At 36.8% G+C, this 21,257-nt stretch carries 35 protein-coding genes; all 35 read right to left on the bottom strand.

Going from position 1 to position 21,257, the window contains the following annotated elements:
* Window positions 1–10: 10 nt before the first annotated feature.
* The 35 genes from ACYIAM_RS07265 to ACYIAM_RS07095 all read right to left on the bottom strand — a co-directional run bounded on the left by ACYIAM_RS07265 (window position 11) and on the right by ACYIAM_RS07095 (window position 21,198).
* Window positions 11–418: a phage tail terminator-like protein gene (locus tag ACYIAM_RS07265; RefSeq protein WP_483747793.1), complete on the bottom strand. Its 408-nt coding sequence runs from the start codon at window positions 416–418 to the stop codon at window positions 11–13.
* 3 nt (window positions 419–421) lie between these two features.
* The gene (locus tag ACYIAM_RS07260) at window positions 422–1,000 is read right to left on the bottom strand and encodes a hypothetical protein (RefSeq protein ID WP_483747792.1); all 579 of its coding nucleotides are present in this window, start codon (window positions 998–1,000) and stop codon (window positions 422–424) included.
* On the bottom strand, window positions 1,001–1,354 hold the full coding sequence (locus ACYIAM_RS07255; RefSeq protein WP_483747791.1) for a hypothetical protein: 354 nt from the start codon (window positions 1,352–1,354) through the stop codon (window positions 1,001–1,003). It lies immediately after the preceding gene.
* Entirely contained in the window at window positions 1,354–1,833 is a 480-nt protein-coding gene (locus ACYIAM_RS07250; protein ID WP_483747790.1) for a DnaT-like ssDNA-binding protein, read from the bottom strand. Before ACYIAM_RS07250 ends, ACYIAM_RS07255 begins: the two co-directional genes overlap by 1 nt.
* A gap of 36 nt (window positions 1,834–1,869) precedes the next feature.
* Window positions 1,870–2,847, bottom strand: coding sequence for a major capsid protein (locus ACYIAM_RS07245; RefSeq protein WP_034910069.1), 978 nt, complete (start codon window positions 2,845–2,847; stop codon window positions 1,870–1,872).
* A 14-nt stretch (window positions 2,848–2,861) separates the two neighbouring features.
* Window positions 2,862–3,629, bottom strand: coding sequence for a hypothetical protein (locus ACYIAM_RS07240; protein WP_483747789.1), 768 nt, complete (start codon window positions 3,627–3,629; stop codon window positions 2,862–2,864).
* A gap of 82 nt (window positions 3,630–3,711) precedes the next feature.
* Complete coding sequence (locus tag ACYIAM_RS07235) at window positions 3,712–4,779, bottom strand: structural protein (RefSeq protein ID WP_483747788.1); 1,068 nt, start codon at window positions 4,777–4,779, stop codon at window positions 3,712–3,714.
* Window positions 4,776–6,164, bottom strand: coding sequence for a DUF4055 domain-containing protein (locus ACYIAM_RS07230; protein ID WP_483747787.1), 1,389 nt, complete (start codon window positions 6,162–6,164; stop codon window positions 4,776–4,778). Before ACYIAM_RS07230 ends, ACYIAM_RS07235 begins: the two co-directional genes overlap by 4 nt.
* Window positions 6,164–7,666 carry a terminase gene (locus tag ACYIAM_RS07225; RefSeq protein ID WP_483747786.1) on the bottom strand — a complete coding sequence of 501 codons (1,503 nt, stop codon included), beginning with the start codon at window positions 7,664–7,666 and terminating at the stop codon, window positions 6,164–6,166. The genes ACYIAM_RS07230 and ACYIAM_RS07225 overlap by 1 nt, the downstream gene beginning before the upstream one ends.
* Window positions 7,666–8,268 carry a hypothetical protein gene (locus ACYIAM_RS07220; protein WP_483747785.1) on the bottom strand — a complete coding sequence of 201 codons (603 nt, stop codon included), beginning with the start codon at window positions 8,266–8,268 and terminating at the stop codon, window positions 7,666–7,668. The genes ACYIAM_RS07225 and ACYIAM_RS07220 overlap by 1 nt, the downstream gene beginning before the upstream one ends.
* 72 nt (window positions 8,269–8,340) lie before the next feature.
* Complete coding sequence (locus tag ACYIAM_RS07215; protein WP_483747784.1) at window positions 8,341–8,706, bottom strand: hypothetical protein; 366 nt, start codon at window positions 8,704–8,706, stop codon at window positions 8,341–8,343.
* Window positions 8,707–8,717: 11 nt separating this feature from the next.
* Complete coding sequence (locus ACYIAM_RS07210; protein ID WP_483747783.1) at window positions 8,718–9,443, bottom strand: KilA-N domain-containing protein; 726 nt, start codon at window positions 9,441–9,443, stop codon at window positions 8,718–8,720.
* A 235-nt stretch (window positions 9,444–9,678) separates the two neighbouring features.
* Window positions 9,679–10,278, bottom strand: a complete 600-nt coding sequence (locus tag ACYIAM_RS07205) for a hypothetical protein (RefSeq protein WP_483747782.1) — start codon at window positions 10,276–10,278, stop codon at window positions 9,679–9,681.
* A gap of 10 nt (window positions 10,279–10,288) precedes the next feature.
* Entirely contained in the window at window positions 10,289–10,507 is a 219-nt protein-coding gene (gene lysC, locus ACYIAM_RS07200) for an Rz1-like lysis system protein LysC (RefSeq protein WP_483747818.1), read from the bottom strand.
* Window positions 10,416–10,775 (bottom strand): hypothetical protein, encoded by a 360-nt coding sequence (locus tag ACYIAM_RS07195; RefSeq protein ID WP_483747820.1) that lies wholly within the window; start codon window positions 10,773–10,775, stop codon window positions 10,416–10,418. The genes lysC and ACYIAM_RS07195 overlap by 92 nt, the downstream gene beginning before the upstream one ends.
* On the bottom strand, window positions 10,772–11,215 hold the full coding sequence (locus ACYIAM_RS07190) for a D-Ala-D-Ala carboxypeptidase family metallohydrolase (RefSeq protein WP_483747781.1): 444 nt from the start codon (window positions 11,213–11,215) through the stop codon (window positions 10,772–10,774). Before ACYIAM_RS07190 ends, ACYIAM_RS07195 begins: the two co-directional genes overlap by 4 nt.
* Window positions 11,208–11,513 carry a phage holin, lambda family gene (locus ACYIAM_RS07185; RefSeq protein WP_483747780.1) on the bottom strand — a complete coding sequence of 102 codons (306 nt, stop codon included), beginning with the start codon at window positions 11,511–11,513 and terminating at the stop codon, window positions 11,208–11,210. The genes ACYIAM_RS07190 and ACYIAM_RS07185 overlap by 8 nt, the downstream gene beginning before the upstream one ends.
* Window positions 11,514–11,891: 378 nt before the next feature.
* On the bottom strand, window positions 11,892–14,114 hold the full coding sequence (locus ACYIAM_RS07180; RefSeq protein WP_483747779.1) for a DEAD/DEAH box helicase family protein: 2,223 nt from the start codon (window positions 14,112–14,114) through the stop codon (window positions 11,892–11,894).
* A complete protein-coding gene (locus tag ACYIAM_RS07175; protein WP_483747778.1) occupies window positions 14,111–14,407 on the bottom strand; it encodes an Aca2/YdiL-like domain-containing protein in 297 nt (98 codons plus the stop codon). The genes ACYIAM_RS07180 and ACYIAM_RS07175 overlap by 4 nt, the downstream gene beginning before the upstream one ends.
* Entirely contained in the window at window positions 14,400–14,813 is a 414-nt protein-coding gene (locus ACYIAM_RS07170) for a hypothetical protein (protein ID WP_483747777.1), read from the bottom strand. The genes ACYIAM_RS07175 and ACYIAM_RS07170 overlap by 8 nt, the downstream gene beginning before the upstream one ends.
* Window positions 14,814–14,923: 110 nt before the next feature.
* Window positions 14,924–15,529 (bottom strand): hypothetical protein, encoded by a 606-nt coding sequence (locus tag ACYIAM_RS07165; RefSeq protein ID WP_483747776.1) that lies wholly within the window; start codon window positions 15,527–15,529, stop codon window positions 14,924–14,926.
* Window positions 15,530–15,538: 9 nt separating this feature from the next.
* Window positions 15,539–15,883, bottom strand: a complete 345-nt coding sequence (locus ACYIAM_RS07160) for a DUF1064 domain-containing protein (RefSeq protein WP_065575894.1) — start codon at window positions 15,881–15,883, stop codon at window positions 15,539–15,541.
* Entirely contained in the window at window positions 15,880–16,167 is a 288-nt protein-coding gene (locus ACYIAM_RS07155) for a DUF1364 domain-containing protein (RefSeq protein WP_483747775.1), read from the bottom strand. The genes ACYIAM_RS07160 and ACYIAM_RS07155 overlap by 4 nt, the downstream gene beginning before the upstream one ends.
* Window positions 16,151–16,297: a hypothetical protein gene (locus ACYIAM_RS07150; RefSeq protein WP_483747774.1), complete on the bottom strand. Its 147-nt coding sequence runs from the start codon at window positions 16,295–16,297 to the stop codon at window positions 16,151–16,153. The genes ACYIAM_RS07155 and ACYIAM_RS07150 overlap by 17 nt, the downstream gene beginning before the upstream one ends.
* A complete protein-coding gene (locus tag ACYIAM_RS07145) occupies window positions 16,290–16,625 on the bottom strand; it encodes a hypothetical protein (RefSeq protein ID WP_483747773.1) in 336 nt (111 codons plus the stop codon). Before ACYIAM_RS07145 ends, ACYIAM_RS07150 begins: the two co-directional genes overlap by 8 nt.
* Window positions 16,625–17,077: a recombination protein NinB gene (locus ACYIAM_RS07140; protein ID WP_483747772.1), complete on the bottom strand. Its 453-nt coding sequence runs from the start codon at window positions 17,075–17,077 to the stop codon at window positions 16,625–16,627. The genes ACYIAM_RS07145 and ACYIAM_RS07140 overlap by 1 nt, the downstream gene beginning before the upstream one ends.
* Before the next feature lie 11 nt (window positions 17,078–17,088).
* Entirely contained in the window at window positions 17,089–17,568 is a 480-nt protein-coding gene (locus ACYIAM_RS07135) for a hypothetical protein (protein ID WP_483747771.1), read from the bottom strand.
* The gene (locus tag ACYIAM_RS07130; RefSeq protein ID WP_483747770.1) at window positions 17,561–17,830 is read right to left on the bottom strand and encodes a DUF3310 domain-containing protein; all 270 of its coding nucleotides are present in this window, start codon (window positions 17,828–17,830) and stop codon (window positions 17,561–17,563) included. The genes ACYIAM_RS07135 and ACYIAM_RS07130 overlap by 8 nt, the downstream gene beginning before the upstream one ends.
* Window positions 17,827–18,033: a hypothetical protein gene (locus ACYIAM_RS07125; protein WP_483747769.1), complete on the bottom strand. Its 207-nt coding sequence runs from the start codon at window positions 18,031–18,033 to the stop codon at window positions 17,827–17,829. Before ACYIAM_RS07125 ends, ACYIAM_RS07130 begins: the two co-directional genes overlap by 4 nt.
* A 2-nt stretch (window positions 18,034–18,035) precedes the next feature.
* Window positions 18,036–18,224 (bottom strand): DUF1187 family protein, encoded by a 189-nt coding sequence (locus ACYIAM_RS07120; protein ID WP_483747768.1) that lies wholly within the window; start codon window positions 18,222–18,224, stop codon window positions 18,036–18,038.
* A gap of 19 nt (window positions 18,225–18,243) precedes the next feature.
* Window positions 18,244–18,462 carry a hypothetical protein gene (locus tag ACYIAM_RS07115; RefSeq protein ID WP_483747767.1) on the bottom strand — a complete coding sequence of 73 codons (219 nt, stop codon included), beginning with the start codon at window positions 18,460–18,462 and terminating at the stop codon, window positions 18,244–18,246.
* A gap of 168 nt (window positions 18,463–18,630) precedes the next feature.
* On the bottom strand, window positions 18,631–20,043 hold the full coding sequence (locus tag ACYIAM_RS07110) for a replicative DNA helicase (protein ID WP_483747766.1): 1,413 nt from the start codon (window positions 20,041–20,043) through the stop codon (window positions 18,631–18,633).
* Complete coding sequence (locus ACYIAM_RS07105; RefSeq protein ID WP_483747765.1) at window positions 20,040–20,756, bottom strand: replication protein; 717 nt, start codon at window positions 20,754–20,756, stop codon at window positions 20,040–20,042. Before ACYIAM_RS07105 ends, ACYIAM_RS07110 begins: the two co-directional genes overlap by 4 nt.
* Complete coding sequence (locus ACYIAM_RS07100; protein ID WP_483747764.1) at window positions 20,756–20,983, bottom strand: helix-turn-helix domain-containing protein; 228 nt, start codon at window positions 20,981–20,983, stop codon at window positions 20,756–20,758. Before ACYIAM_RS07100 ends, ACYIAM_RS07105 begins: the two co-directional genes overlap by 1 nt.
* Window positions 20,980–21,198 carry a YdaS family helix-turn-helix protein gene (locus tag ACYIAM_RS07095; RefSeq protein WP_483747763.1) on the bottom strand — a complete coding sequence of 73 codons (219 nt, stop codon included), beginning with the start codon at window positions 21,196–21,198 and terminating at the stop codon, window positions 20,980–20,982. Before ACYIAM_RS07095 ends, ACYIAM_RS07100 begins: the two co-directional genes overlap by 4 nt.
* Window positions 21,199–21,257 lie beyond the last annotated feature (59 nt).

Below are 21,257 nucleotides of genomic sequence, written 5' to 3'. Positions count from 1 at the left end.
CCTAATTTAATTAAATTAATGTATCAGCACGGTAATTCATGCTAATTGGGATGGTGTAAGTGGTTTTATCTGTGATAGCAGGATAAACGCCTGGTATTGAGTTGATATAAAGTGAAAAATTATCTTTGGTTAACTCTGTGTTGAGTTGAAAATGCTGAATAATCGCTTCTGATATTTGCTGAGAGCGTGATTTACCAGTGTTAATTGGAGCAACTACGCTAACTTGGTAAACACCTTTGTAAATCCTTGAATTACCGCTCAAATCAAAGCTGGTTGTGATTGCTGGCAATATATTAGATTTTAAGTAGATTTCGTTATTAGGTGTTGCTTCGATGTTTTCATAAATGATTGGTAAACCTAGCTGGTTGGCAATGATATCTAAATGCGATTCGAGCAATTCTGAAATTGTCGAAATCAATTATTAACCTCCTTTTGTGGCGTTTTCAAAATGAACTTGAGCATTTAGTGCGGCGACCCTGACAATGCCGTTAGGCGCTTGTTTAGAGTGTCCAAATTCTAATCTCACGCTATAAGGTAGGTTGTTAGTAAAGTAGATTGATTGAACGCCGTAAGTATACCGCCCAATTTGCTCGATACCATCTTTTAATGTTTCCACTCCAGACGGATCAATTCTATCCAATTCACCAGATGCGGGGACATTAAAGGTAACTTGCCAATTACCCCGAAACCGTCCACCAGAATAATTCGCTCTTTTCTTGATGTCCATGGAGTCATTAACTTTCAACCCTTTCTTTAGTCGCCCATTTTTCGTTAGATTGTCAGGATTATCTCGCAAAGATGAATTATAGTCAGAAACAGCAATGTTATATGCTACAGCGGTTTGATTAATCGCCCACAATTCAGGGTTACCCACTGGCGACATTCTGATAATATCTTGCAATATTTCGATACAGGCCTTTTTAACTACAAGCTCATTTTTTGCTTTCGCTTTATCTACAAACGCATTGATAGACGATAGAAAGTTTTGGCTATTCGACATTTACGCTTTCCTCAACTGTGCTTTGTAGCATATGAGAACATCAGCGGGTTTTACGGGATTCGGCTGTTTGATAAGATACTTTTCACCGTCAATAGTTACAATATCATTGATTTTCAGCTCAACATCAGCAGAAAAAACCATTTGAACGTCCCCCGACTGAATAACTGTTCCGTCAATCTCAATCGGGTTATAATTAGTTTTTATGCCTGTTGTAGTAAAGGTCTGATTTTCGGTAATAACTTCTTTACCGTTAACAATCGATACCTTACCCTTCCTTAATACGGAATATTTCATGCCATATTTTGAAAGGAGCTTCAAGGCCGTATTAAATGAGCGTTCATAAAAGTTTCCCATCACGACCTCTCAGCAATACAATTTATTGAAAACCCACGGCTAACAACCAAATCCCCCAATATTGACATAACAGCCGTATACTGTGGTTTAAAGCCAGATTCATCGACCGCATAAGCTACTGTTAAAGCACCAGCTATAGACTCCGACTTTACTGGAACCTCACGCACACTAGGCAATAAATCATCCGAAATAGCTTCAATAGCTAACATACATTGAGCTGCAATTAGTGGAGTTGGGATCTCATTGCTAGGTAATAAATAGCCATCCAAAACAATATCCTTTCTAGGAAATGGTAAAGGTTGGTTTTGTTTGGCTTTCTTACCTGCCCAATTTAATCCATTCAAATAGTCCATTGCTTTAATGAGCAATGATTCTTTATTGTTAGGTAAACTTATATCTCTTGCGTTAGCAAAATGCTCTAAATCATCAATGCTTGCATAACTGTTAAAGCTGCTAGAATTAAGATCGGCATTAATCATTCATCGCTCCATAAAAAGGGCTTTACGCCCTTTGTTTTAATTATTTACTTTGGCAGATCTGCTGTTAACGTTTGGCGCTCCTAGTTTAATTAAAACGCCAGCGGTAGATTTATTGCTGTCAAAGTGTTTTTTCCAGTTAACTTGATTGCTCAACTTAGCTAAATCTGGATTAGCACCTTTTGATGTATCCCAGCTGTAACCGAGTAAGTCAATGTTAACTGTACCCTCTGCACGATATCCGATTGCTAGGTTCTCCTGCGTATTGATGTCATAAGAACGGAAGCCCGGAGCTTGTGACTCAGTGATTTTGACAGCACTTGCAACTAAACCTAAAATCGCATCAACTGGCGCAGAATCGGTAACTAATACAGGTTTGCCTAATGTTCCTGGTTGTCCGCCATAAACCACAACACCAGCTTCTTCGTATAGCTTGTTATCCATTGCCTGATCTACAATGTCAAAGTAGGTTGTAGAATGCATAACAAATAAAGCAACACGATTGAATTTGTCGCCATATTTGCGTAATCCTTTGGTTAATGTTTTCTTCCCATCGGTCGCAATATCCGCAGTTACTGTCATGTCAGTGTTAGCGCCAATAGCAGCCATTAGAGAATTGATGGCATATTTAACGTAGCCCTCTAATGTTGCATCTGCCACATCAACGCCGATCACCTCAGAAAATTCAGAAATATCACGCCCACGGCGTTTAAATGCTTCTTCTGTTGTTTCATAAGGTCCATATTTCCATGGTACTTTGACGCCCACAGCTTCGCCTGCACCGATTTTTTTACCTGTAACAGGATCAACCGAATTAACATCACGAGGGTCAATAGAGCCGTTAACCTTGTAAAATGCTCGTTTACGAAAATCTCCTTCAATTAATTCATTATCGATAAGAATTGCACCATTAGATGCCGCATTAAATACATCCAAGTTATCTTGGCGTCGTTCTAAAAATGCGGTTTGTGCTAAATCGTTGTAAATGATTAAATCTGTATTTACTGTTGTTGCCATTATTTAACTTCCTCTTAATCTTTTGGTAATTTTAAATATGCTTGTTGACCATATTTTTGGATGTAGTTGTGTTTTTCCGTACTGGTCATTTTTGAACGAACTAAATTGGAACCACCTGCCTTGTGACCTCCGCCTCCAGTGCCTTCGGCTTTTGGAAATAGGTGTGGAGCATTATCTTTTAATGATTCCACCCACTCTTGAGGTGTTAACGGAGTTTTACCGTCTTTACCAAGTAAAGGTTCGCCATCTTGTCCTACTGCGACAGCCTCACCGTCATCACTTAAAATAAACATGCCTTTGGCACGTAAACTAATATCTTCTAATGCTTCTGGTAACGCTCCTGCTTTCAATGCCGCATTAGTCATTTTATTGCTAAGCACAATACTGCTATACTTTTCAGCTTTCTTTTGTGCGCTATCAGCTCGCTCTTGTTCTGCTTTGAGTTTTTTATCAAACTCGCTTCTAAACCGCTCTGTGCGTTTGTTTAATACCTCATCGATTTTCCCTGCTGAAATAAGTTTTGCTTCTTCATCATCTGAAAATCGCTGTAAAATTGTTTTGACGGCGTCAGGATCAATCCCTTCAAACTGCTTTAGTTTTTCAGATAATGCCTTTTGCTTACCGAGCAATTCGGTATTTTTATTTTTTAAGCCTTGCGTGTTTTCAGCAACTGCTTTATCAATTAAGGCTTGTACTTCTGGGGTGATTGTTGCGCCACCACCAGCATCGCCACCTTCTTGCGCTTCTGAATAAAACTTTCGGTTGATTTCTCTAAATAACATAATTTCCCCTCAGGATTTGAGCTTTGCTCTGAAAATAAAAAAGGTCGCATATAGCGACCTCCTTGTAATAAACAATTAATAGTTAGTATGTGCGACGTAGTTCGTCTAGAGTTAATAAGTGTCCATCGCGAGTGAAAAACTTTTCTGGCTCAATTTCCCCATTGCGTAATAACCTCGCTCTTTCTACTCCTAAGATTTGCTCTTGTCTTTCTTGTGATTGCGTTTTTAGCCACTCAAGATAAGATGTTTTAGCAGGAACTTGACCATCCATTGATGCTCGTGTTCCAGTTGGTGTTTCATCAATGTCGATCCCTAGTTCACGATAACTTTTTAGTATAAACGTTTCAACAGACCGACAACAAAAATGTAATTTACCCGGTCCGTCACCGTATGGAATGTCATGACCGATAGGCTGGTTATCTAATGTATACTGTTTTAAATCACGAATAATACACATCGGAGTAGTACTAGTATCAAGCGTAGATAACCATTGCTTGCCTTTTATTAAATCGCTATTAGCCTTTCCGAACTCATCACGAGAAACGGCGGCTGTGTGAGATACAGCTGAGCGAATTAATGATGATACGTTTCTCTTACTCGTTTCTAAAACGCCATCTTTATAATTGTTCTTTTTAGTACCTCTCACTCTTCTAATAATCTGTTCAGTGGTTTCGCCAGTTACATAACCAGTTCTAACGGCATTTGTAACACGTTTAAGTCTGTCATCTTCGATATTGCTTACCCATTCAGACAATAATCGCCCTTGAAATGGTTTTGCTTTTACCGCCGCAAATAACTGATTGGGCGATATCTGCATTAAAGGGTATTTAGCTTTAACAATATCGGATAATAACGATTCAAACAGTGAATATTGATAATTACTCTCATATTCACTAAATGCATTTAATTCACCAAAGAGATAATCAGAAAATGAATTTAATGACTTAACACTACTGAGCATTGATTCAAGTCGTGATATTTTAAATTCACTATAAGATAAATTATCTAACGCAATATACAATTGAGCTGTGAGCTGTTTATCAACAACATTTAGTAGTTTAAGTGATTCTCTTATTAAATTATGCTCATAACCAACCAGATTAACGCGGTGAGAGATAGCTTCATCTCGTAGTTTTTTGTTAATTGTCATAAATTACCTAGCAACTGAGGATCAGCGTCTTTTAGCTCCTGCTTAACAGTTTCAGGATCTGCGCTTGGGTCAATGATATCTATTTTTTGCATTGCACGTATCATATCCTCATCCCTGATTGCGCCTGATTGCCATGAGCTAACAATAGCGGTAATCATGCCAGCATCAGCAATCTTAGAAATAAACTCTTGATTGATAGAACAAACAATGTCATCAACCACTATCCCAAGATAATGAGCGCACCATTTCAGCGCTATCGTGTAAGCCTCCGACACGTTAGAGCAACATATACCGAGTACGGATGTTGATGCTGTTTGATCACCATTAGCTTGTGTTGCGGTTTTAGCTGATGAGTTTTGTTCTATTAACCTAGCGCCTAGTGCCACCATATAATTGCGCTTATCGTCCATACCCTCTTTAGCTAAAGTGTTAGGCTGTGCTTGGGCGTAAACAAAATTACCGCCCTGAGGAAGTAATAATGGGGTACGAGATCCAATCTTGACACCATTCTTTTCCAAGAAATCTCGCCATTCTGTGTCTAATCCGATGATTGCAGGCTGAACCTGCCCACAAAAGAATAAGCTATCTTCATAATCAGCACTATTACGATAGTGTCCTAAATTAATTTCAACTAATGAAGATAAAGGAGAATCATCAATTGTTGGGTCATTGTTTTGAGCGCCTACAAATGTAAATGGAATTTCATGCCAATGATCTTCATTTTTTGGTTTTGGCTCATAAATAGAATCAATTTCATAAGGTCCACTGTTATTTTCACCTGTGCGACGCCAAACCTTACAAATGAACTTGCCATCTTCAATAGCTAGCTCTCTGTATTGAGTGATATCTTTAAAACCATATCCATCAGAGACTTCAACGACTTCCCGAAGAACAACTAAAACTAGCTTATCTTTGCCGTTAATTCGTTGTGTTCGCCAGTTAATAATATCTTCTGCTTTATACGATAAAATCATAGACTCATTAGAATCTGATGAATAATCAACATACAGACCATGACGACCAACTTCTAATACTGATTCAAGCGTTGATTGTGACTGTTGGTAAATACTTGTTCCCGCACCATCTGCATTGGTTTTGAGATATTCCAACTTGTTAGGGATGCTAATTGTTGGATCTTTGCGGAAAGCCATGCCAATTAAACCAATTTTTGTGTGACCAGTAATGCTATAAAAAACCGCCCTTGCAATATAATCCTGGTTGCGTTTTTTATTACGTTCACTCTTATCGGTAGGATCTAAATAAGGTAAATACTGATTACCTTTTGATTTAATTATTTCAGCGCCAGCACAAACATCCCGCATTTTTTCCCAGTTAATAGATGCTTGTTTGTGCTCAGGTCGAATAAAAGTAATGTCATGATTCATTAGAATGTTGTTTCCATTTGAATTGTAAAAGCTTGTCTGCGTGCATTTCGATTAGCCACAGCAAAATATCTAAACGCATCCGCGCCGTGTGATGTATGGTCATGAAGCGGTTTATCTCGCCAACAGCCGTTTTTATCATCCCATGCTTTACGATACGCTTCTAAATAAGCAATACCTTGTTCACATTTGCTTGAATCAAATGCACAGAGCGGAAGAATTTCACGAACTGATTCGATGCCATCATCAACACTTAACCTTGGGGCTACATTAAACTTAATGCTGTATTTCTCACCGTCAATTTCATAGCCTTCTTTTGCTATCTGTTTACGGCTCTTACCATCACCCGATAATTCACGATTATCAATATCATGCGGCGCCCAGTGCTCAGCATATTCATAACCAAGATTTTGGGCTTTATCTTTCAAGACCTTCATGTAGTGCCTGAGACCCTCGCCACTATTTTCGTAGTAGTCGATGATGTGAAATTCTTCACCCACTTTGCGCACAAACCAAATAGCGGTTGAATCACCGACACCCAAGTCCCAATAAGTATAAACAGGTAAATGACTATTATCAGATAGTACGGTAATGCGTTTTTCTTTGTATAGCTCTCTGAATTGCCTTGCATAGTAAGCACCCTCGATTGATTGCTCAAAGGCTTCACTTGGAATAGATGGATATTCACGCTTCATATCATCGCCAAGCGTTTTCTCTTTAGCGTGATACCAAGCTTTTTGTTGTTCGGTTAAGTCGATACCATGCTTAGCTTTTATTTCGCTAAAATACTCTTCTAATCGAGTTGGTATCGGTTCAACTGGCGCTATCGCATAAAGCGGATTCTTCCACCAAGAGAAAAAGAAAAATTTCCAGTCTAGTGATGATAAAGGCTTACCTTGAATATGGGCTTTTTCAGCTGTATTGCAATAATCATAAAAATAACCACTTTTACCCTCCGCTGTGCTTTCGATAGTAATGAAACAGCCTGTAGCAACCGCCTCAAACGCACCTGTGACGATTTCCTTGGCTTTATCAGGAAACTTAGCACAAATCTTACCAAACTCAGAAACATGTAAGTAACGCAGTGTACCACCACGAAATGAAGTAGAAACATAAAGCGAACCGCCTTTTTTAAAGACTAACTCGCCAGCAGCATCATTACTAGCGGGATTTGCTTGTTTTATTTCTTCGGGTAGTCTGTCATAGGCATATTTGACTTTTTCTCTAAATAATCTTTTAGCATCATTTAAAGTGTGAGCAATCAACGCACATTTAGCTGATTCAAATAAAGCGGCATCTAACTGAATAATACATACTTCGGTAGTAAAACCCAATTGCCGAGCTTTTAATATGATATTCCTTGTATGCATACCTTCGAAATATTCAAGCTGTTCGGGGGTCATTGTGAAGCGAATTTGCTTGCCTGCTTTATCCGTGATGTAGTAGAGGTTATTTAAACGCCAAAGCTTATTACTGAGTTTTTTTAAATGACCAGGAGATAACATTAACCCTCCCGTGATAGTTTATCCATTAAATCCGAAAGTTGGCCAACTGAATTATCTTTAGGTGTGTCATCAATGTTGTAAGCTTGACGCTCTAAAGCAATCAAGTTCTTCAGCGTTTCACTTAATGCTTTCATTGATTTTACCCTTTCTGGCATAGATATGACGGCCATATAAACTTCATTGAGTTTATCCCTGCCGTTTTGGTCTGGATTTGCTAATAACTCACCAAGTTTTTTGAATAACTCTATATCAGCACATTCAGCGCCAAGCTCCTCAAATAAGGCGTTGGTAATATTACGAGCTTTACGAATATCACCTCGGTGTTCCATTCGAACATTTGCGATTACTTCGGCGTTAGCTTCAATGAGTATCCGCTCGTTTAACTTATTTTCACTGGATACCTGAGTGGATACCTCTTTTTTGGATACCAATGAGTCTGCTTTGTTTTTAATTTTTGCGCTTAAATCTCTTTCCCAACCATCACGCTTTGCTCTTTTATTTATTGCGCCGTGAGTTATTCCGTGTTGTGAAGCTATCTCTCTTATAGACAGTAATCCAGCCCTGTAGGCTGATTCGATAGCCTCCCAGTCTGGCTTTTTCATAATCTTTCCTTAAATTAATAATTGAATTTGTTTCATTTCTCTTTATCTCAACGAACGTGATTAACCTTAATGTTAATGATATGCAATACTTGATTTTGTTTCTTTCTCTTCTGATTTCATTAGAATGAAACTGCTCATTAGATTGTTTAATCTATCAATACCTGATTGATTTAAATAAAAAGTAGTACCAATTTTAAATGAACAACCTTCTTTTGTTTTATTTAGATCAATCATTGAGCCGTACATACATATACGCTCAAATTCGGAAAGATGTTGTTCATAGTATCCCTCCAGAAAGGAGGCGAGGCTGTCAGGCTCTAATTCTAGATCTCCTAAATGGTGCTTAAAAATATTATCGCCATTTATTCTAATGAGATGCTCTACATATGAGATACTAACAATGCGAGCATAAAAAATAGGATTTTTATTATTATCCATGATAGTTACCGTTATGCAGCTAATATAAATTTAATCTGACCTTTTGTATTAAATATTGTTGAGCATCGAGCCTCAAAATCCTTATAATCAATACAACCTTTTGCGATGGTTGTTATTGCTATTAACTGGTCTTCTACTGCTTTTAGTGCATCTGGTTTTAAGAATTGATGGATTTTTTCGCCTTTTTTGGTGCGCTCTTTGATACTTTGATAAACCTTTTTAGGTAGCACGACACCATAAACCCACTTCTGGGTTATCAGTCCAAATAATGATGGACAACCGCCAATATGATCGTTAAATGGCAAGTTAGTCATTTTTGATAATGCTTGATAAAATGGTTGCTTGAATCGTTTTTCCCATGTTTGCGGTTGACTATAAGTTAGTATTGCTAATACTTGCTCATCTGTATAAGTAACAGCCTGAGAACGAATAAGCTTATCAATTTGCTCATCACACCATATCTCAAAATCAACAGATAACCAACGCGCAAACCTAACCGCTAATTTAGGGTGAATCCAAGTACCACCACCACGATCCTTTCTAGCTCGGCTCGTTTTTACATACGGGATTTTCTGGTATGTAGATTCTAACGCATTGATATAATTAACTGTATCAGGAAGAATTAGCCAGTCATTTGGACGTTTACCAAATCTTGATGCCGCTTCTGTTGCGTTAATCCATCCATCATCATTGAAACCAACTTGATGACCCTTAAAATCGAATTTAATAATATTCATGGTATTCTCCATTAGAAATGAGTTTTAGTCACACAGGGAACCAGTCAAGAGAGGTAACCATGAAAACCATCTGATACCCTCTAAAACTCATTCCTAAGTGGCTCTTGTTGTTAATTGCCGTGTGATGGCAAATTTCAGGCACAAAAAAACCGCAATTAAGCGGTTTGATTAAATATGCAGTTATTTTTTATAACTGCCCAGGATTTTTTATACTTCATGCGGTAAAAGTGAATAGTTATTTACTTTTGCTTTTGATGTATTTTTCTAAATTACTAATGTCTGGTTTACTATCGTACAGATTTTTGTAATTAAATAAATCTAACACTAATAATGCGTCAGTCACCATATTGTATGCATCCTTAGCCATGGATTTGCAACCATACTTGTCTTTTGAGTATTCAATAAATCTCAATGCACAATCTAATTTATCACAAACCCAATTATCTACCCATTTTGGGAAATCGGAGTTTGCTCTAATTTTATTTAAATCGTATATTGCGGCGTCCAATTGGCTTAGCGTGAAATTCTGCCAATATGAAGATTCTTCATACGGTTTTAATCTCTGCATTTTTGGTAACCAGTTATCTTCGGCGCATTTTATTTCACCAGTCACTTTAAACATAAACATATTTTCTTTACCAAGCAGCGTTAGCATTGGTTGAATGATGTTATCAAGCAAGGTTAATCCCCATACTGGAAACCAATTTCTAACTTCTACAGTTGGTGATTCGTGATGTAGTTTACCTATATAAACCGGGTAAATCCCGTACGCTAAGGCGTAATGGGTATAATTCATTTGGATATATTCTTTCGAAACACGTTTAAATATCGCCATTTTTACCTCTTTAATTACTAATCTCTCTTATCGCCCTTTTGTCCGCATTGCACTTCTCAATAACATTTAGCAAATGCTCGTTATACCTTAGACTATCGCCGAATGTCATCGATTTAGGCGGTAAATTTGGCAGGCAGTCACTGAGTAAATTTGCTGGTATCGGTCGATTGACGTAAACCTTTCGCTCTGTTGTACAGGCTGTTAGAGATAACACTAGGAACACGCTCATTAGCGCAGTCATTATTTTTGAGTTGCTCATTGATTCGCTCCTGCCGTTCTAGTGATTGGTTTTCTAACTCACGTTTGCTTTGCTCGTTATCAGCTATGATTTGGTTGTTTTTAGCAATATCCTGGTTCAACTGTTCGATTTTTCCGAACAGCTCAGCTTTATCTTTTTGTAGCTGTTTCTTCTCTTGATAATTGTTGTAACCGAAATAGACAGCAAAGACAAAAACAGCAATGGTTAATGCGATGCTTAATATCTTTTCTTTACTCATACCAAACCACTTAAATAAACCGTTTTACCGCCTTGTTTAACGGCTGTTAATACTATTTGACGATTGTTGGTTGGACTAAATCCAATATGGACCCACTGATTATGCTCTTGAATTAATTTATCGAACTGTACACCAGAATCAATTAATCGTTGGCAAATCTCTTTAGGCGTTCCAAATGACGATTTAAAATCAACAGCCAAGCCTTTCGTATGAGCACTTGTTGCAACACCACCAACTCTTGAATTCAATGCCCGACAGCGGTATCCAGATGTAATAATAATTGGGCTACCTAAAGCTTTTCTTACTAGCTCAAGATGAGTAGCTGTTAATTGCACGTTGGGCATTAAATCAGTAGGTACTGAATTATCAATTTTTAATTTGTTAGCTGTTGGCGAGCGCGTAAATTCTTCTAGCATAAAATGTTCAGTTAGCTTAGTCATCGTTGTTATCAACCCTTTTTCTTAACATTGAATTTGATATTTGACGTAATTTATCAACCCCCAAAAAACCAATTGCGCCACCGATAAACGGATTCATGCTAACAGGCAAACCAAAATAATCTAGCCCACTGCTAGCAGCTAATGACAACGCACCGCACAACAATGCCTCCACCCATTTGCGACGGCCTCCAACCCCGTCGTATGTTAAACGACCGTAGGCTATGACAATGGACAAAACGACGCCATAAATTAACGGCGCATTCGATTGCAACCATTCCATGATTGATGATTTATACATGTTATTATTCTTCTTGTTAGTTAATGATGTGACAGCGTGCTAGCTATTGTGTAGTTATGCATGTGTCTAGCTTTGCTGTCGATTCTGTAGATGCCCCCAAACGTATCACAAACCAGATTTATCCAGATTGTGTAGAGGTTATGAGGGGGACTGTTATGGTGGGTCTAGCTGGACTCGAACCAAGCTACCTTTCAATAAGATCGATTAAATATTTATCTTGTAAATCCGCTAGTTCTTTTGTTGATGTATTTTGCATAAATTAGACAATAAAAAAGCCCAACTTATTAAAGTTAGGCTTCTTTTTAAAAACAGTTTGGATACAAAAATTCCAGTCTGAGTACTTTATACCACTGCGCTCTTAAGAAATCAAGATTTTTTTTATTTTTTTGAGTATTTTTTGGATTTTTTATCATAAATCAGCCCTTTTTCTGAGAAAACGTTTAAAATGGTGGTGTTTCCTAAATCAAACTGGCTTGCAATAGATTTAGTGCTAATGCCATTTAGAGCTTGCTTAACCATTTGCTCTTTCATTTCCTCAGTAATAATTTTCTTTCTAGAAAGTCCAGCGTCTCTGGCCCATTTTGAAATAATGCTAGTAGCTGCAGCGCCATTCAACACCTCCGCAACTTTAGCGCAAGACAAACCGGTTTTGTATAACTCTAACGCTTTTTCTTTAACATCTTCTGAGTGCTTATTATCTATTTTGATAAAAAAATCTACATTATATTTTTTTTCATAAGCTTGGATTTTTTGTACTAAATCCTTTCTAAGCAAATTTGCTTTGAGTTTGATTCTTAATTTGATGAATTTGTCCTTCAAATCATCATTCATTTGTTTCTTGTTAGCTAGATGATAAAATATGTCTTCAACAATTTTGTCTTGCTGAGATTGCATGTTTTTTTGCGGCTCAAAATCAAAATCAAGTTCTTGCAGTGCTTTTATATGCTCTGTTTTTAACTCCCCTTTTGAATACCTTGATCTAAGAGAAGCGACCCATGAAATTAGCTCCTTGGGGTACAGAATAGAATCACCTTTACGCGGTATGTTTCCTTTATTTTCAGTTATAAAAGCTCTCATTTTTTCCAGTTTTTGATAAAACAAATTTTCTTTGACATCCCAAACAAAACCAACTTTATTTAACATGTCAATTTTTGCTTGGCTTAATAATTTATCTTTATATGCCTTTCTGTTGTATTTTATCCAGCCTAGCAAACCTTTATCATCGCAATTATCCTGACCGATTCTAGCGTGTCCATTCTTTTTAATGAATTCTTTAACTTGCTCAATCCTCTCAAAGAAAGATTTCGGTGAATCCATTATTTTTATGTAAATTCTATCCTCAAGCTCATTTGCTGACAAACCAAGATCATCATAAGTAAAAACAAATTTTTTTATATTTTTTATAAATTTTTCTTTTTCATCTTCATTCTGACTGACTCTTAATTTAATTACATCGGCCAACTCTTCATCACTTTCGCTTAATGCGTGCACTATATTTAACACCCCAGAGTAATCTCCTAACCCAACTGAGTTTTCATCAACAAATGCAGGCACGATAATATACCCAAGCGACTTGCTTTCGCTCAATCTTATCGCTCGCCCCATATTTTGAGTTATATCTATCTGTGATGTCTTTTCATCGCAAAACATAACAGCGTCAGTATCTGGAACATCAATCCCTTCGCTAAAACATCTGACATTTGTTATGATGGCTTTTTCTGAATTTGCATAATTAAATAAATTTTCATCTCTTATTTTAGATGGTTGTGAGCTAGAAATGTGAAAAACTTTGTAATCACTAATTACACTTGTAAAAATTTCAGTTAATTTTTGCGCCTTTTCAATTGATGAGTGATATGTAATAACCTTGTTTAGTGAAAACTTTTTTATAGCTTTTTTCAGAGAATAGGCAATAGCATAATAATGTTTTTCTTCATTACTAAATATTGATTTTCTCAAATCATTTTGATCTACATGAGACACTAATATTCTATAATCAGAAACAACTTTATCATTAATCGCTTGTCTTAATGTGTATGTGTAGCATATTTTCCCGTATTGTTCCTCAGAATCCATACTAAAAAATTCAGTTTCATCAGTTTCATAAGATGCCATTTTTGGTGTTGCCGTCATGAACAAATGCTTAGAAATAGCATCATTTCGCTTGATAATTCGATTAAAAAGTGATTCGAACTTACCAGAAGTTCTGTGAGCCTCATCATAAATAACTAAATCTAATTTAATTCCTACTTGCTGAAACGCATCAACACAAGTATTAGCTGAGTGATATGTTGTAACAATAACGATTGATTTATTAGCGTTTATTTCATCACGCAAATTATCATAATCAACATCTTGAGCACTGTTAAAAACAACAACCTTTTTTGATTGCTCTTTAGACCATACATTTTTCAATTGCTCAGCCAACAAAATTGTTGGTGCTACAACAGCAACATAATTCACTTTTAACTGTTTAGCCACCCCAACACCAACAGCAGTTTTACCCGATCCGCAGCACATAACAATAGTTGCTCTATCAGCAACACTTAATTCATCAACCGCTTTTTGTATAGCCTCTTTTTGATAATATCTAAGTTTCATTCGCAACTCCATTTTTTAGCTAAAAGTTCAGCTCGAACAGATTCTATTAATCTAGAATATAAAATGTTATCAGTTGTAGCATCTACATAACTGTTGTTGCTTAACATAGCTAATATTCCTTGACGTTCTTCTATTAAAAGATTCATCATTTTAACTACATCATCCGGAATACTTCTTGTCCCCTGCTCCCATCTTTGCCATGTGCGAACATGACAATTACCAATGAATTGAGCAGCTTCTGTCACATCCAAAAAGAACAGGCGCCTAAGCGCCTTTAATTCAGTATTAGTCATGAACTCTCCTTAACTCATTTGATAAAGAGTTAGCGTCCATACCATTAAAATCTTGAGTTAAATAATTTTTATTAACATAAGAATCAAATAACTCTTGAGCGTGATCACTGATTTCTTTAGTAAAGAATTCCTCAACCAATTCTTCCGCATCCCATGAATCTACCTCGCTGTCTTTTGAAACAGCTTCCACAAATTCATCATATTGATCTTCATCTTTATATACAGCTAAAGATGAACTTACGGCACCAGCATCAAAAGTATTTGATGTTTGAAGACTAAAACAATAGTGTTTATCTTTGAAATAGAAAGACATACTAACTTGAATCATCCCAAGTTGTGGGCAATCAGAATTTTCATTCAAGTCTTGAATTTCGATATTGATATTTTGAATATTTAATGTAGTCATTTTAAAATCCCTCTTCTTTAGGTTTCGATTCGAACCAGTTCCGAATCTATGTAAGTATTATAGGTCGCATTTGCGACCAAGTCAACTATTATTTTTGTCTTTTTGTGCTATTAAATAATTCTATCTCTAATCATCTCTAACTCAGTTCCAGAGTTGACCTTTAGTGATGCAAAATAACCTCGCAAATAGTCCTCACCTCTTTTTTTAAGCTTATCCACCGCATTCCAGTTTGTATCAAGTTTTCTTGCTATATCCTGCACTGATTGAGGTTTCACTATATAGATGTTGTCAACTCTAATGCCTTTGGATAGTTGCTTGCTCGGCACTTCATAAATGCCACTTGCATGCTTTTTCCATTCATTTCTTACATATCCTTCTGTTGCAATATAATCAGTAATTACCTGTTTTTCACCGAAATAGGATAATATGAGCGTATCATAAATATCTTTTGATTGCTGACCACTTAAAATCAAAATAGACAAAAATGCTTGATTAATTACTTGAGCATCATTGTCGGAGCAAATCTCTTTCATTTTTTTTGGTTGAGAGTTATAATAAGATGGCGTATTTTGCTTTAAATATAGATTTTTTCTAGACCAGTTACCGAACCGAGTGCAAACCTCGGTAATATCATAATCAGCTTTAAATCTCACGCTTTTAATCTGCTTGATAATTTTTTCTGGCTCATCATTAACGTATACATATTCTGCTAGCATTTGTTACCCTTAAAATTCTTCAATTTCCCAACCGCCACCTAGTTTTTTCGCTTTCTTTTTTATCGCTAAAAACTTAAATGGATACATATCGGCAGCCACTTTTATTTTTACCCTTGCATCATCCATCCAAAACCCTTTAACTTCGTGCAATTCAATTAATCCATCTTTATTCATCACCACGAAATCGGGAGTATATGTTGTGTTATTTGCTAATTTGAATTTTAAGCCCTCAAATTTAAACCAGATTATTTCATTAGCCTGTTCAAGCGTTTTTAGATACTGATAATACTCAGTTTCAGTTTTATTCATCTGCCCAGATTTCAATCTACCGAGCGCAAAAGTTGCTGGTCTCATAATTTAACTTTCCCCTCTTTAACCAAGATATCTTGTGTTCTAATAACGCCCTCAGCGTGAGCTAATCTAACAAAATCATGCTCAAATACTCGTGTTCTGCGGTCGATTTCATCATGACAGGCTGAGCACGCCCATGCGCCCTGCAAATCATTCGGTTTCATACCTACGCCACACGTTCCTGCCAGTCTGTAATGAGCTAGAACTGTAGTTTCTGGATTATGATTACAGCACGGCAATCTAACCGTGCACTCTCGCCCTCTTGCTTCTTTAGTTAGCCTGCTCATTCTCAACCTTGTTTAAATTATGCTGATTAATGTATTCTCTGCGTTGTTCTCTAACTATTGCGATTGCTCGCTCTAACTCTTGCTCTTTTTCTTCGTATCGTTTCAGTTGTTCTTTGTGCTTGTTAGTCATTATTTTCAGCCTCTTTTATCATTTGCTTAATTTCTTCAATGCTTGACGCGCAAAGATACTCAGGGCCTCCGTAGTGATTTGTAACGAGAACTATTGCTGATTTGAAATCACCATAATTCTCGATAGCTTCTAACGACACTATACTGTCAATACTAATCGAAACTTTATGTGTTTTTGCTTGATTTTCTTTAACGTTGCTGCAACACTCGACAACAACATCAATAAATTTTTTCTTACTTGTTTTGCTTGCTTCCGCTCTTTTAATTACATCTTTTATTAACTCTGTTTGTAATTGCTCAAATTGTTTATCTGTTAATTTAATTTCCATTATGCCACCTTTGATAATTGGTCTTTGTACCAATCAAATATTAATAAATCTGTCTTAGACTGCTCGCTCCAATTAACGCCTTTCTCGGCTCCAAATGCATATGCTAGCTCCAATAAATCACTTAATTCTTTTTTACTCATTCTTCTTGTTGATTGACCTAAAACAATAAAGCCTGTCCCGTCCAAATTTGGTACTGTTTTTTGTCCTTTTAGTGTTGCAGTAAAAACGTGCTTCCATTCTTCTGGAGTTAGCGTCAATCCGTGCCAATTAACTTGTTTCGATATATCCGTTAATGTTGCCCACATACGAGCGTTTTGCTCTAAAGTTCTGGTCATCTCTTGAATACAAACTACTAACGGATTTTTACTATCAACCGGTAATGAGCGAATAAAATTAATTAAATTGTTTTTTACTGTTTCGCTAACTAGTTTAAATATTTTCTTATTTGCCATTACTACAAACCCTATAATTTGATGTATATGTCATCAAAATGCCCACGAATTACCATCCGTCTAAGCGCGCCATATAGAAAATCGCATTCTGCGCGTTTATTACCGGTAAAAGGTTTATTATTAATTAACTCGATATTTGTCGGAAATCCATGTATTTTGCGGACCCTGTTTCCGTGCGCATACAGTAAGCCCCAACCCGCCGGCAAATCCTCAACTCGTATCACATCGGGCGGACACAAATACAAGCGCCAATCTCCCATTCCTAAACTTGGATTTGTCCTAAATTTTTTCTTTTTATCAGCTAAAAAATCAGAACGGCTTGCTTTACATTCAATTAATAGCGATACGTTATTTCTAAACCCAATGGCATCTGGCTTTTCACCCGTTTCTATCATCGCTTGATAGCGGTCATGAAAAACCACACCAAATCCGTGACGTTTGAGAAATTTTTCAGCCATTAAACAAAGTTCAGAGTGAGTTAATTCAGTCATTACAATAGCCCTGCCACTCACCGTCCACTTCACAGTCAATGCATAGATGTTTTTTATTTTCAAAAATTTTCTCGTACTCGTTGGCTTTTGCAATGTCTTGCTCTAACGCATCTTTTTTACCTGCTCTGATGCGATATTTCAGAATGTTACCGAGGCAAAAGCCTCTAAACTGCTCTACAGTCATACTTCGTGCTATGATGTCGATAGATTCGATGCCCTCGATTATTTGATAGTGCTTTGGATTTTTTACGTTGTCACTCATTGCTTACCCCGATCCCAGTCTAATTCAGCTCTTGCTAGCCATGCAATTACTGCGGAATTAATAAAATCAACATTTTGATTTAAAATTTTTTGTACAAACTCATTTTTTTTATAATCTTCGATCCCTACAGGAATTGGGGTAATTAGATGTTTTTTTAATCTTGCTACTTCTTTTTCTAACTCTTGCTGTGTTAATTTAGTCATCCTTAAACCCTCACGCACTCAAAATTATCAAGCTGAACTAGCTCTTTTACTTTCCATCCAAAAGAATTCTTTTTACCATTTGACAGCTTTTCAATGCATTGTTCGACTGTTAATTTTTCATTAGTAAAATGAGTCCAACTTATCGGTTGATGTCCTTCTTTTATGATTGTTGCTGTTATTTTGTAAGCCATTTATTCAAATACTCCTTATCTATCCACACGTCTTTACTATTTTTTCTATTAATGGTCTGTTTATTAAAAACGCTACTGAGTTATACGTTGTGATTAAATCGTTTATTTCATCATTCCATCGACCGCAGCCTAGGTGACTTTTAAAGTGTTGTTTATAATTCTCAATTGACGCAAATTGCGTATCTGCAAGCTCATGCAATAAATCGATATTGACTAAAATTTTATTTCGCTCAGCCATTTCTGTATCAACTCCCTCAATTTTGCCTTATCTGCTTCTGAATATTTTTTAACTCGTTCTGCTAACTGCTGTTTAATCTTTGCCACATTCGCTCCCCTGCTCTTTATCGCTCTCACATAGTCGTACGCTATTTTGTCTAGCATGTGATAACGTCCTTGGGAGCAGTGGTTAACTAACGGCTTTCGCATATTTACGCTCTTTCTTCACGGGTTCTGGATTTGCTCTAGCCTGCGATTCAGCTTGATTAACCTCATAAATGCGACCATTGCTAATACCCGTAAAAACAGTGAAATTACCTGAGCCATGGCGATTTAACGCAACGTTAATTTCCATTAAGTTTTTATCTGCGTTGTCGTTGTAAACTGCATCACGATAAATACCCACCCAGTAGTCACAATCTTGCTCAATTTGCCCTGTGTCACGACTATCACTTGGGATCGGTCGTTTATCCGCTCGTGATTCAAGATTACGATTCAATTGAGTTAACATAACAACAACGCAATTAAGCTCTTTAGCCAAGGCTTTAAGCCCTTTTGTGATTGCTCCGTAAGCCAAGTCATTGCGAGTATCATCACCTGTTTTTTCTTTCTCCATTAGAGTTAGATAGTCAACCATGATCATGCCTATTTGGCCCTTTTCTCTTGCCATTCGTCGAGCTTCTGAACGGATATGCGATAGCGTGATCGCAGGTGTGTCGTCAATGTAAATGTTATCGGTGTTTGATAATTCGTTGAGATGATGCATAACGCGCGCAAATTCTGAATCCGAACCCAGTCCACCGTCATAGAAAATATTGCTATTTACAGCGGATTCTTGAGCTAAAATATTTTCAAGCATTTGCTCATCTTGCATTTCTAACGAAAACATCAGCACAGGTAATTTTTCATTCATAGCACAATGACGAGCCATGTTGATCTCGAAAGTGGTTTTACCCATTTTTGGACGAGCACCAACCACAAACAGCGAGCCTCTAACTAACCCTTTAGGTGCTAATTTCTCATCTAATGCTTTGATTCCAGTTGATAAACCACGTGCACTATCTGCATTTTCTAATCGTTGACCAAGGGTTTCTGTCCATTTATCTGCAATTGTTTTTAACGACTTAAGTCCAGTTGTTTTACCAGTTTTGTTATAGTCATCAATTTGCGTAAATAGCGCATGAATAGCCGATATTTTGTCGCTAGTAGATAGATTTGATTTCTCAAAAATCATAGCGCTACAGTCGCTTAATTTTTGCAATGTATAGCGTTCAATCGCTTTATCTCGAACGATCCCAGCGTAAGCGGTGACATTCACCATAAATGGTGTATTTTTGGATAATTCAGCCAGATAAGCCAAACCACCACAATCTTTCAGCGTCCCTTTTGCTTCCATGCTGTCTGACAAGGTAATCAGATCAATCGGGTAGTTTTTACGATTTAATTCAAGCATTTCAGCAAAAATAACTTGATGATGTCTGCTGTAAAATGATTCCGGCTTTAATAGGCGGATCGCTTTTTGGCAGCGGTCTGATTGAAAATCTAACATCATTGAGCCAAGCACGGCTTGTTCAGCAACTAAATCATGAGGGATCACGTTCACAGCGTACCCTCCTTGAATTTTGTATAAGTTTCATCTGTCACAATGTATTCAAATTTGGCCTTCCAGTTTTGCTTGTTTTCACCAAACACCCAAGCTGGTGCTCTTTCTACAAAATCATAAAAATAGTTAATCAAATCATTTATGTTTAGTTTTTTGTTGTCTTTAAAAAATTTTTTAACTAGGTTTTTTCGTGCAGTGGTCATTTTTTGAATTTGAGGTAATCTGTTTTCTACAGCATCGTTGTATGCATCCATGACCAAATCAAAATCAATATTATTTTCTTTTGTAATATTGTTTTTAATAGTGTCTTTTGTAGAGTGACATTTTTTGTCACTGGTGGTAGTGACATTTTTTGCTACTGGTTCCATGCATTTTTTGCTACCAGTGACATTTTTTGTACCTGCATTTTTTGCTACTGGTTCTGATGTTTCTAACACTAGCGAATATTCAGTAATTTCACCATTATTTTTAATTGCATTGATCAAACCTAAATTTGTTAATTCAGATAGAGCGGCATAAATAGTGCGCTTGTCTTTTATCCCTAAATATTGCATAAATTGAGATATACTGATTTTATCGCTCGCTTTGCCCCACCCCGTAGTTTTGCGAGTAATGAGCAAATAACAACGTAACGCATTAGCTGACATATCAGCCATTAATTCATCAATAACAGCGTTGGGCACTTGAAATGAGTTTGATATAAACTTATTCATCAATTAAACCTCATGGAATATTCAGCGTATTTCTTACCGTTTTCTGCTTTTACCATGCGGCTATCAATGTTATATCCGCTCTGTTTTAAATCATAAATACGCGCACCTAGCCTAAGACAATCGTATTGATCTAGTGCCTGTAACGGATTAATGGTTTTACCGCTTTGCAAATGCCGTAAAATATTTTTGCATTGGCTTTGTGTGCTTTCATTATTCAATGTACTCATGAGCGACCTCGAATTACTGACCAATTGACGTCTGGGCGGAGTTCTTCGCACGTTACTAAACCGTTTAAAGCCTGCTCCAGCAAAATAGCTTTATCTTCCCCAATTTTACTAATGCCATTCAGCCATTTACTTACAGCTGCTTGACTAACACCGCAAAGACGAGCTAATTCTCTCTGTCCTCCAGCGGCGATTATTGCTTTTTTTAAAGGCTCCATTTCGCCCTCCTTATTTAAAACTAAGACAATGATAACTAAAGTTATTGATTAAGTCAACA

Source organism: Gilliamella sp. X-60, assembly GCF_057063585.1.
Note: the sequence above shows the minus strand (reverse complement) of the source record. Positions and strands in the feature narration are given on the sequence as shown.

Bases quoted from the DNA above. Each gene is read 5' to 3' on its own strand.
- ACYIAM_RS07260 (WP_483747792.1), bottom strand. From the start codon at position 1,000: ATGTCGAATAGCCAAAACTTTCTATCGTCTATCAATGCGTTTGTAGAT.
- ACYIAM_RS07255 (WP_483747791.1), bottom strand. From the start codon at position 1,354: ATGGGAAACTTTTATGAACGCTCATTTAATACGGCCTTGAAGCTCCTT.
- ACYIAM_RS07250 (WP_483747790.1), bottom strand. From the start codon at position 1,833: ATGATTAATGCCGATCTTAATTCTAGCAGCTTTAACAGTTATGCAAGC.
- ACYIAM_RS07245 (WP_034910069.1), bottom strand. From the start codon at position 2,847: ATGGCAACAACAGTAAATACAGATTTAATCATTTACAACGATTTAGCA.
- ACYIAM_RS07240 (WP_483747789.1), bottom strand. From the start codon at position 3,629: ATGTTATTTAGAGAAATCAACCGAAAGTTTTATTCAGAAGCGCAAGAA.
- ACYIAM_RS07235 (WP_483747788.1), bottom strand. From the start codon at position 4,779: ATGACAATTAACAAAAAACTACGAGATGAAGCTATCTCTCACCGCGTT.
- ACYIAM_RS07230 (WP_483747787.1), bottom strand. From the start codon at position 6,164: ATGAATCATGACATTACTTTTATTCGACCTGAGCACAAACAAGCATCT.
- ACYIAM_RS07225 (WP_483747786.1), bottom strand. From the start codon at position 7,666: ATGTTATCTCCTGGTCATTTAAAAAAACTCAGTAATAAGCTTTGGCGT.
- ACYIAM_RS07220 (WP_483747785.1), bottom strand. From the start codon at position 8,268: ATGAAAAAGCCAGACTGGGAGGCTATCGAATCAGCCTACAGGGCTGGA.
- ACYIAM_RS07215 (WP_483747784.1), bottom strand. From the start codon at position 8,706: ATGGATAATAATAAAAATCCTATTTTTTATGCTCGCATTGTTAGTATC.
- ACYIAM_RS07210 (WP_483747783.1), bottom strand. From the start codon at position 9,443: ATGAATATTATTAAATTCGATTTTAAGGGTCATCAAGTTGGTTTCAAT.
- ACYIAM_RS07205 (WP_483747782.1), bottom strand. From the start codon at position 10,278: ATGGCGATATTTAAACGTGTTTCGAAAGAATATATCCAAATGAATTAT.
- lysC (WP_483747818.1), bottom strand. From the start codon at position 10,507: ATGAGCGTGTTCCTAGTGTTATCTCTAACAGCCTGTACAACAGAGCGA.
- ACYIAM_RS07195 (WP_483747820.1), bottom strand. From the start codon at position 10,775: ATGAGTAAAGAAAAGATATTAAGCATCGCATTAACCATTGCTGTTTTT.
- ACYIAM_RS07190 (WP_483747781.1), bottom strand. From the start codon at position 11,215: ATGACTAAGCTAACTGAACATTTTATGCTAGAAGAATTTACGCGCTCG.
- ACYIAM_RS07185 (WP_483747780.1), bottom strand. From the start codon at position 11,513: ATGTATAAATCATCAATCATGGAATGGTTGCAATCGAATGCGCCGTTA.
- ACYIAM_RS07180 (WP_483747779.1), bottom strand. From the start codon at position 14,114: ATGAAACTTAGATATTATCAAAAAGAGGCTATACAAAAAGCGGTTGAT.
- ACYIAM_RS07175 (WP_483747778.1), bottom strand. From the start codon at position 14,407: ATGACTAATACTGAATTAAAGGCGCTTAGGCGCCTGTTCTTTTTGGAT.
- ACYIAM_RS07170 (WP_483747777.1), bottom strand. From the start codon at position 14,813: ATGACTACATTAAATATTCAAAATATCAATATCGAAATTCAAGACTTG.
- ACYIAM_RS07165 (WP_483747776.1), bottom strand. From the start codon at position 15,529: ATGCTAGCAGAATATGTATACGTTAATGATGAGCCAGAAAAAATTATC.
- ACYIAM_RS07160 (WP_065575894.1), bottom strand. From the start codon at position 15,883: ATGAGACCAGCAACTTTTGCGCTCGGTAGATTGAAATCTGGGCAGATG.
- ACYIAM_RS07155 (WP_483747775.1), bottom strand. From the start codon at position 16,167: ATGAGCAGGCTAACTAAAGAAGCAAGAGGGCGAGAGTGCACGGTTAGA.
- ACYIAM_RS07150 (WP_483747774.1), bottom strand. From the start codon at position 16,297: ATGACTAACAAGCACAAAGAACAACTGAAACGATACGAAGAAAAAGAG.
- ACYIAM_RS07145 (WP_483747773.1), bottom strand. From the start codon at position 16,625: ATGGAAATTAAATTAACAGATAAACAATTTGAGCAATTACAAACAGAG.
- ACYIAM_RS07140 (WP_483747772.1), bottom strand. From the start codon at position 17,077: ATGGCAAATAAGAAAATATTTAAACTAGTTAGCGAAACAGTAAAAAAC.
- ACYIAM_RS07135 (WP_483747771.1), bottom strand. From the start codon at position 17,568: ATGACTGAATTAACTCACTCTGAACTTTGTTTAATGGCTGAAAAATTT.
- ACYIAM_RS07130 (WP_483747770.1), bottom strand. From the start codon at position 17,830: ATGAGTGACAACGTAAAAAATCCAAAGCACTATCAAATAATCGAGGGC.
- ACYIAM_RS07125 (WP_483747769.1), bottom strand. From the start codon at position 18,033: ATGACTAAATTAACACAGCAAGAGTTAGAAAAAGAAGTAGCAAGATTA.
- ACYIAM_RS07120 (WP_483747768.1), bottom strand. From the start codon at position 18,224: ATGGCTTACAAAATAACAGCAACAATCATAAAAGAAGGACATCAACCG.
- ACYIAM_RS07115 (WP_483747767.1), bottom strand. From the start codon at position 18,462: ATGGCTGAGCGAAATAAAATTTTAGTCAATATCGATTTATTGCATGAG.
- ACYIAM_RS07105 (WP_483747765.1), bottom strand. From the start codon at position 20,756: ATGAATAAGTTTATATCAAACTCATTTCAAGTGCCCAACGCTGTTATT.
- ACYIAM_RS07100 (WP_483747764.1), bottom strand. From the start codon at position 20,983: ATGAGTACATTGAATAATGAAAGCACACAAAGCCAATGCAAAAATATT.
- ACYIAM_RS07095 (WP_483747763.1), bottom strand. From the start codon at position 21,198: ATGGAGCCTTTAAAAAAAGCAATAATCGCCGCTGGAGGACAGAGAGAA.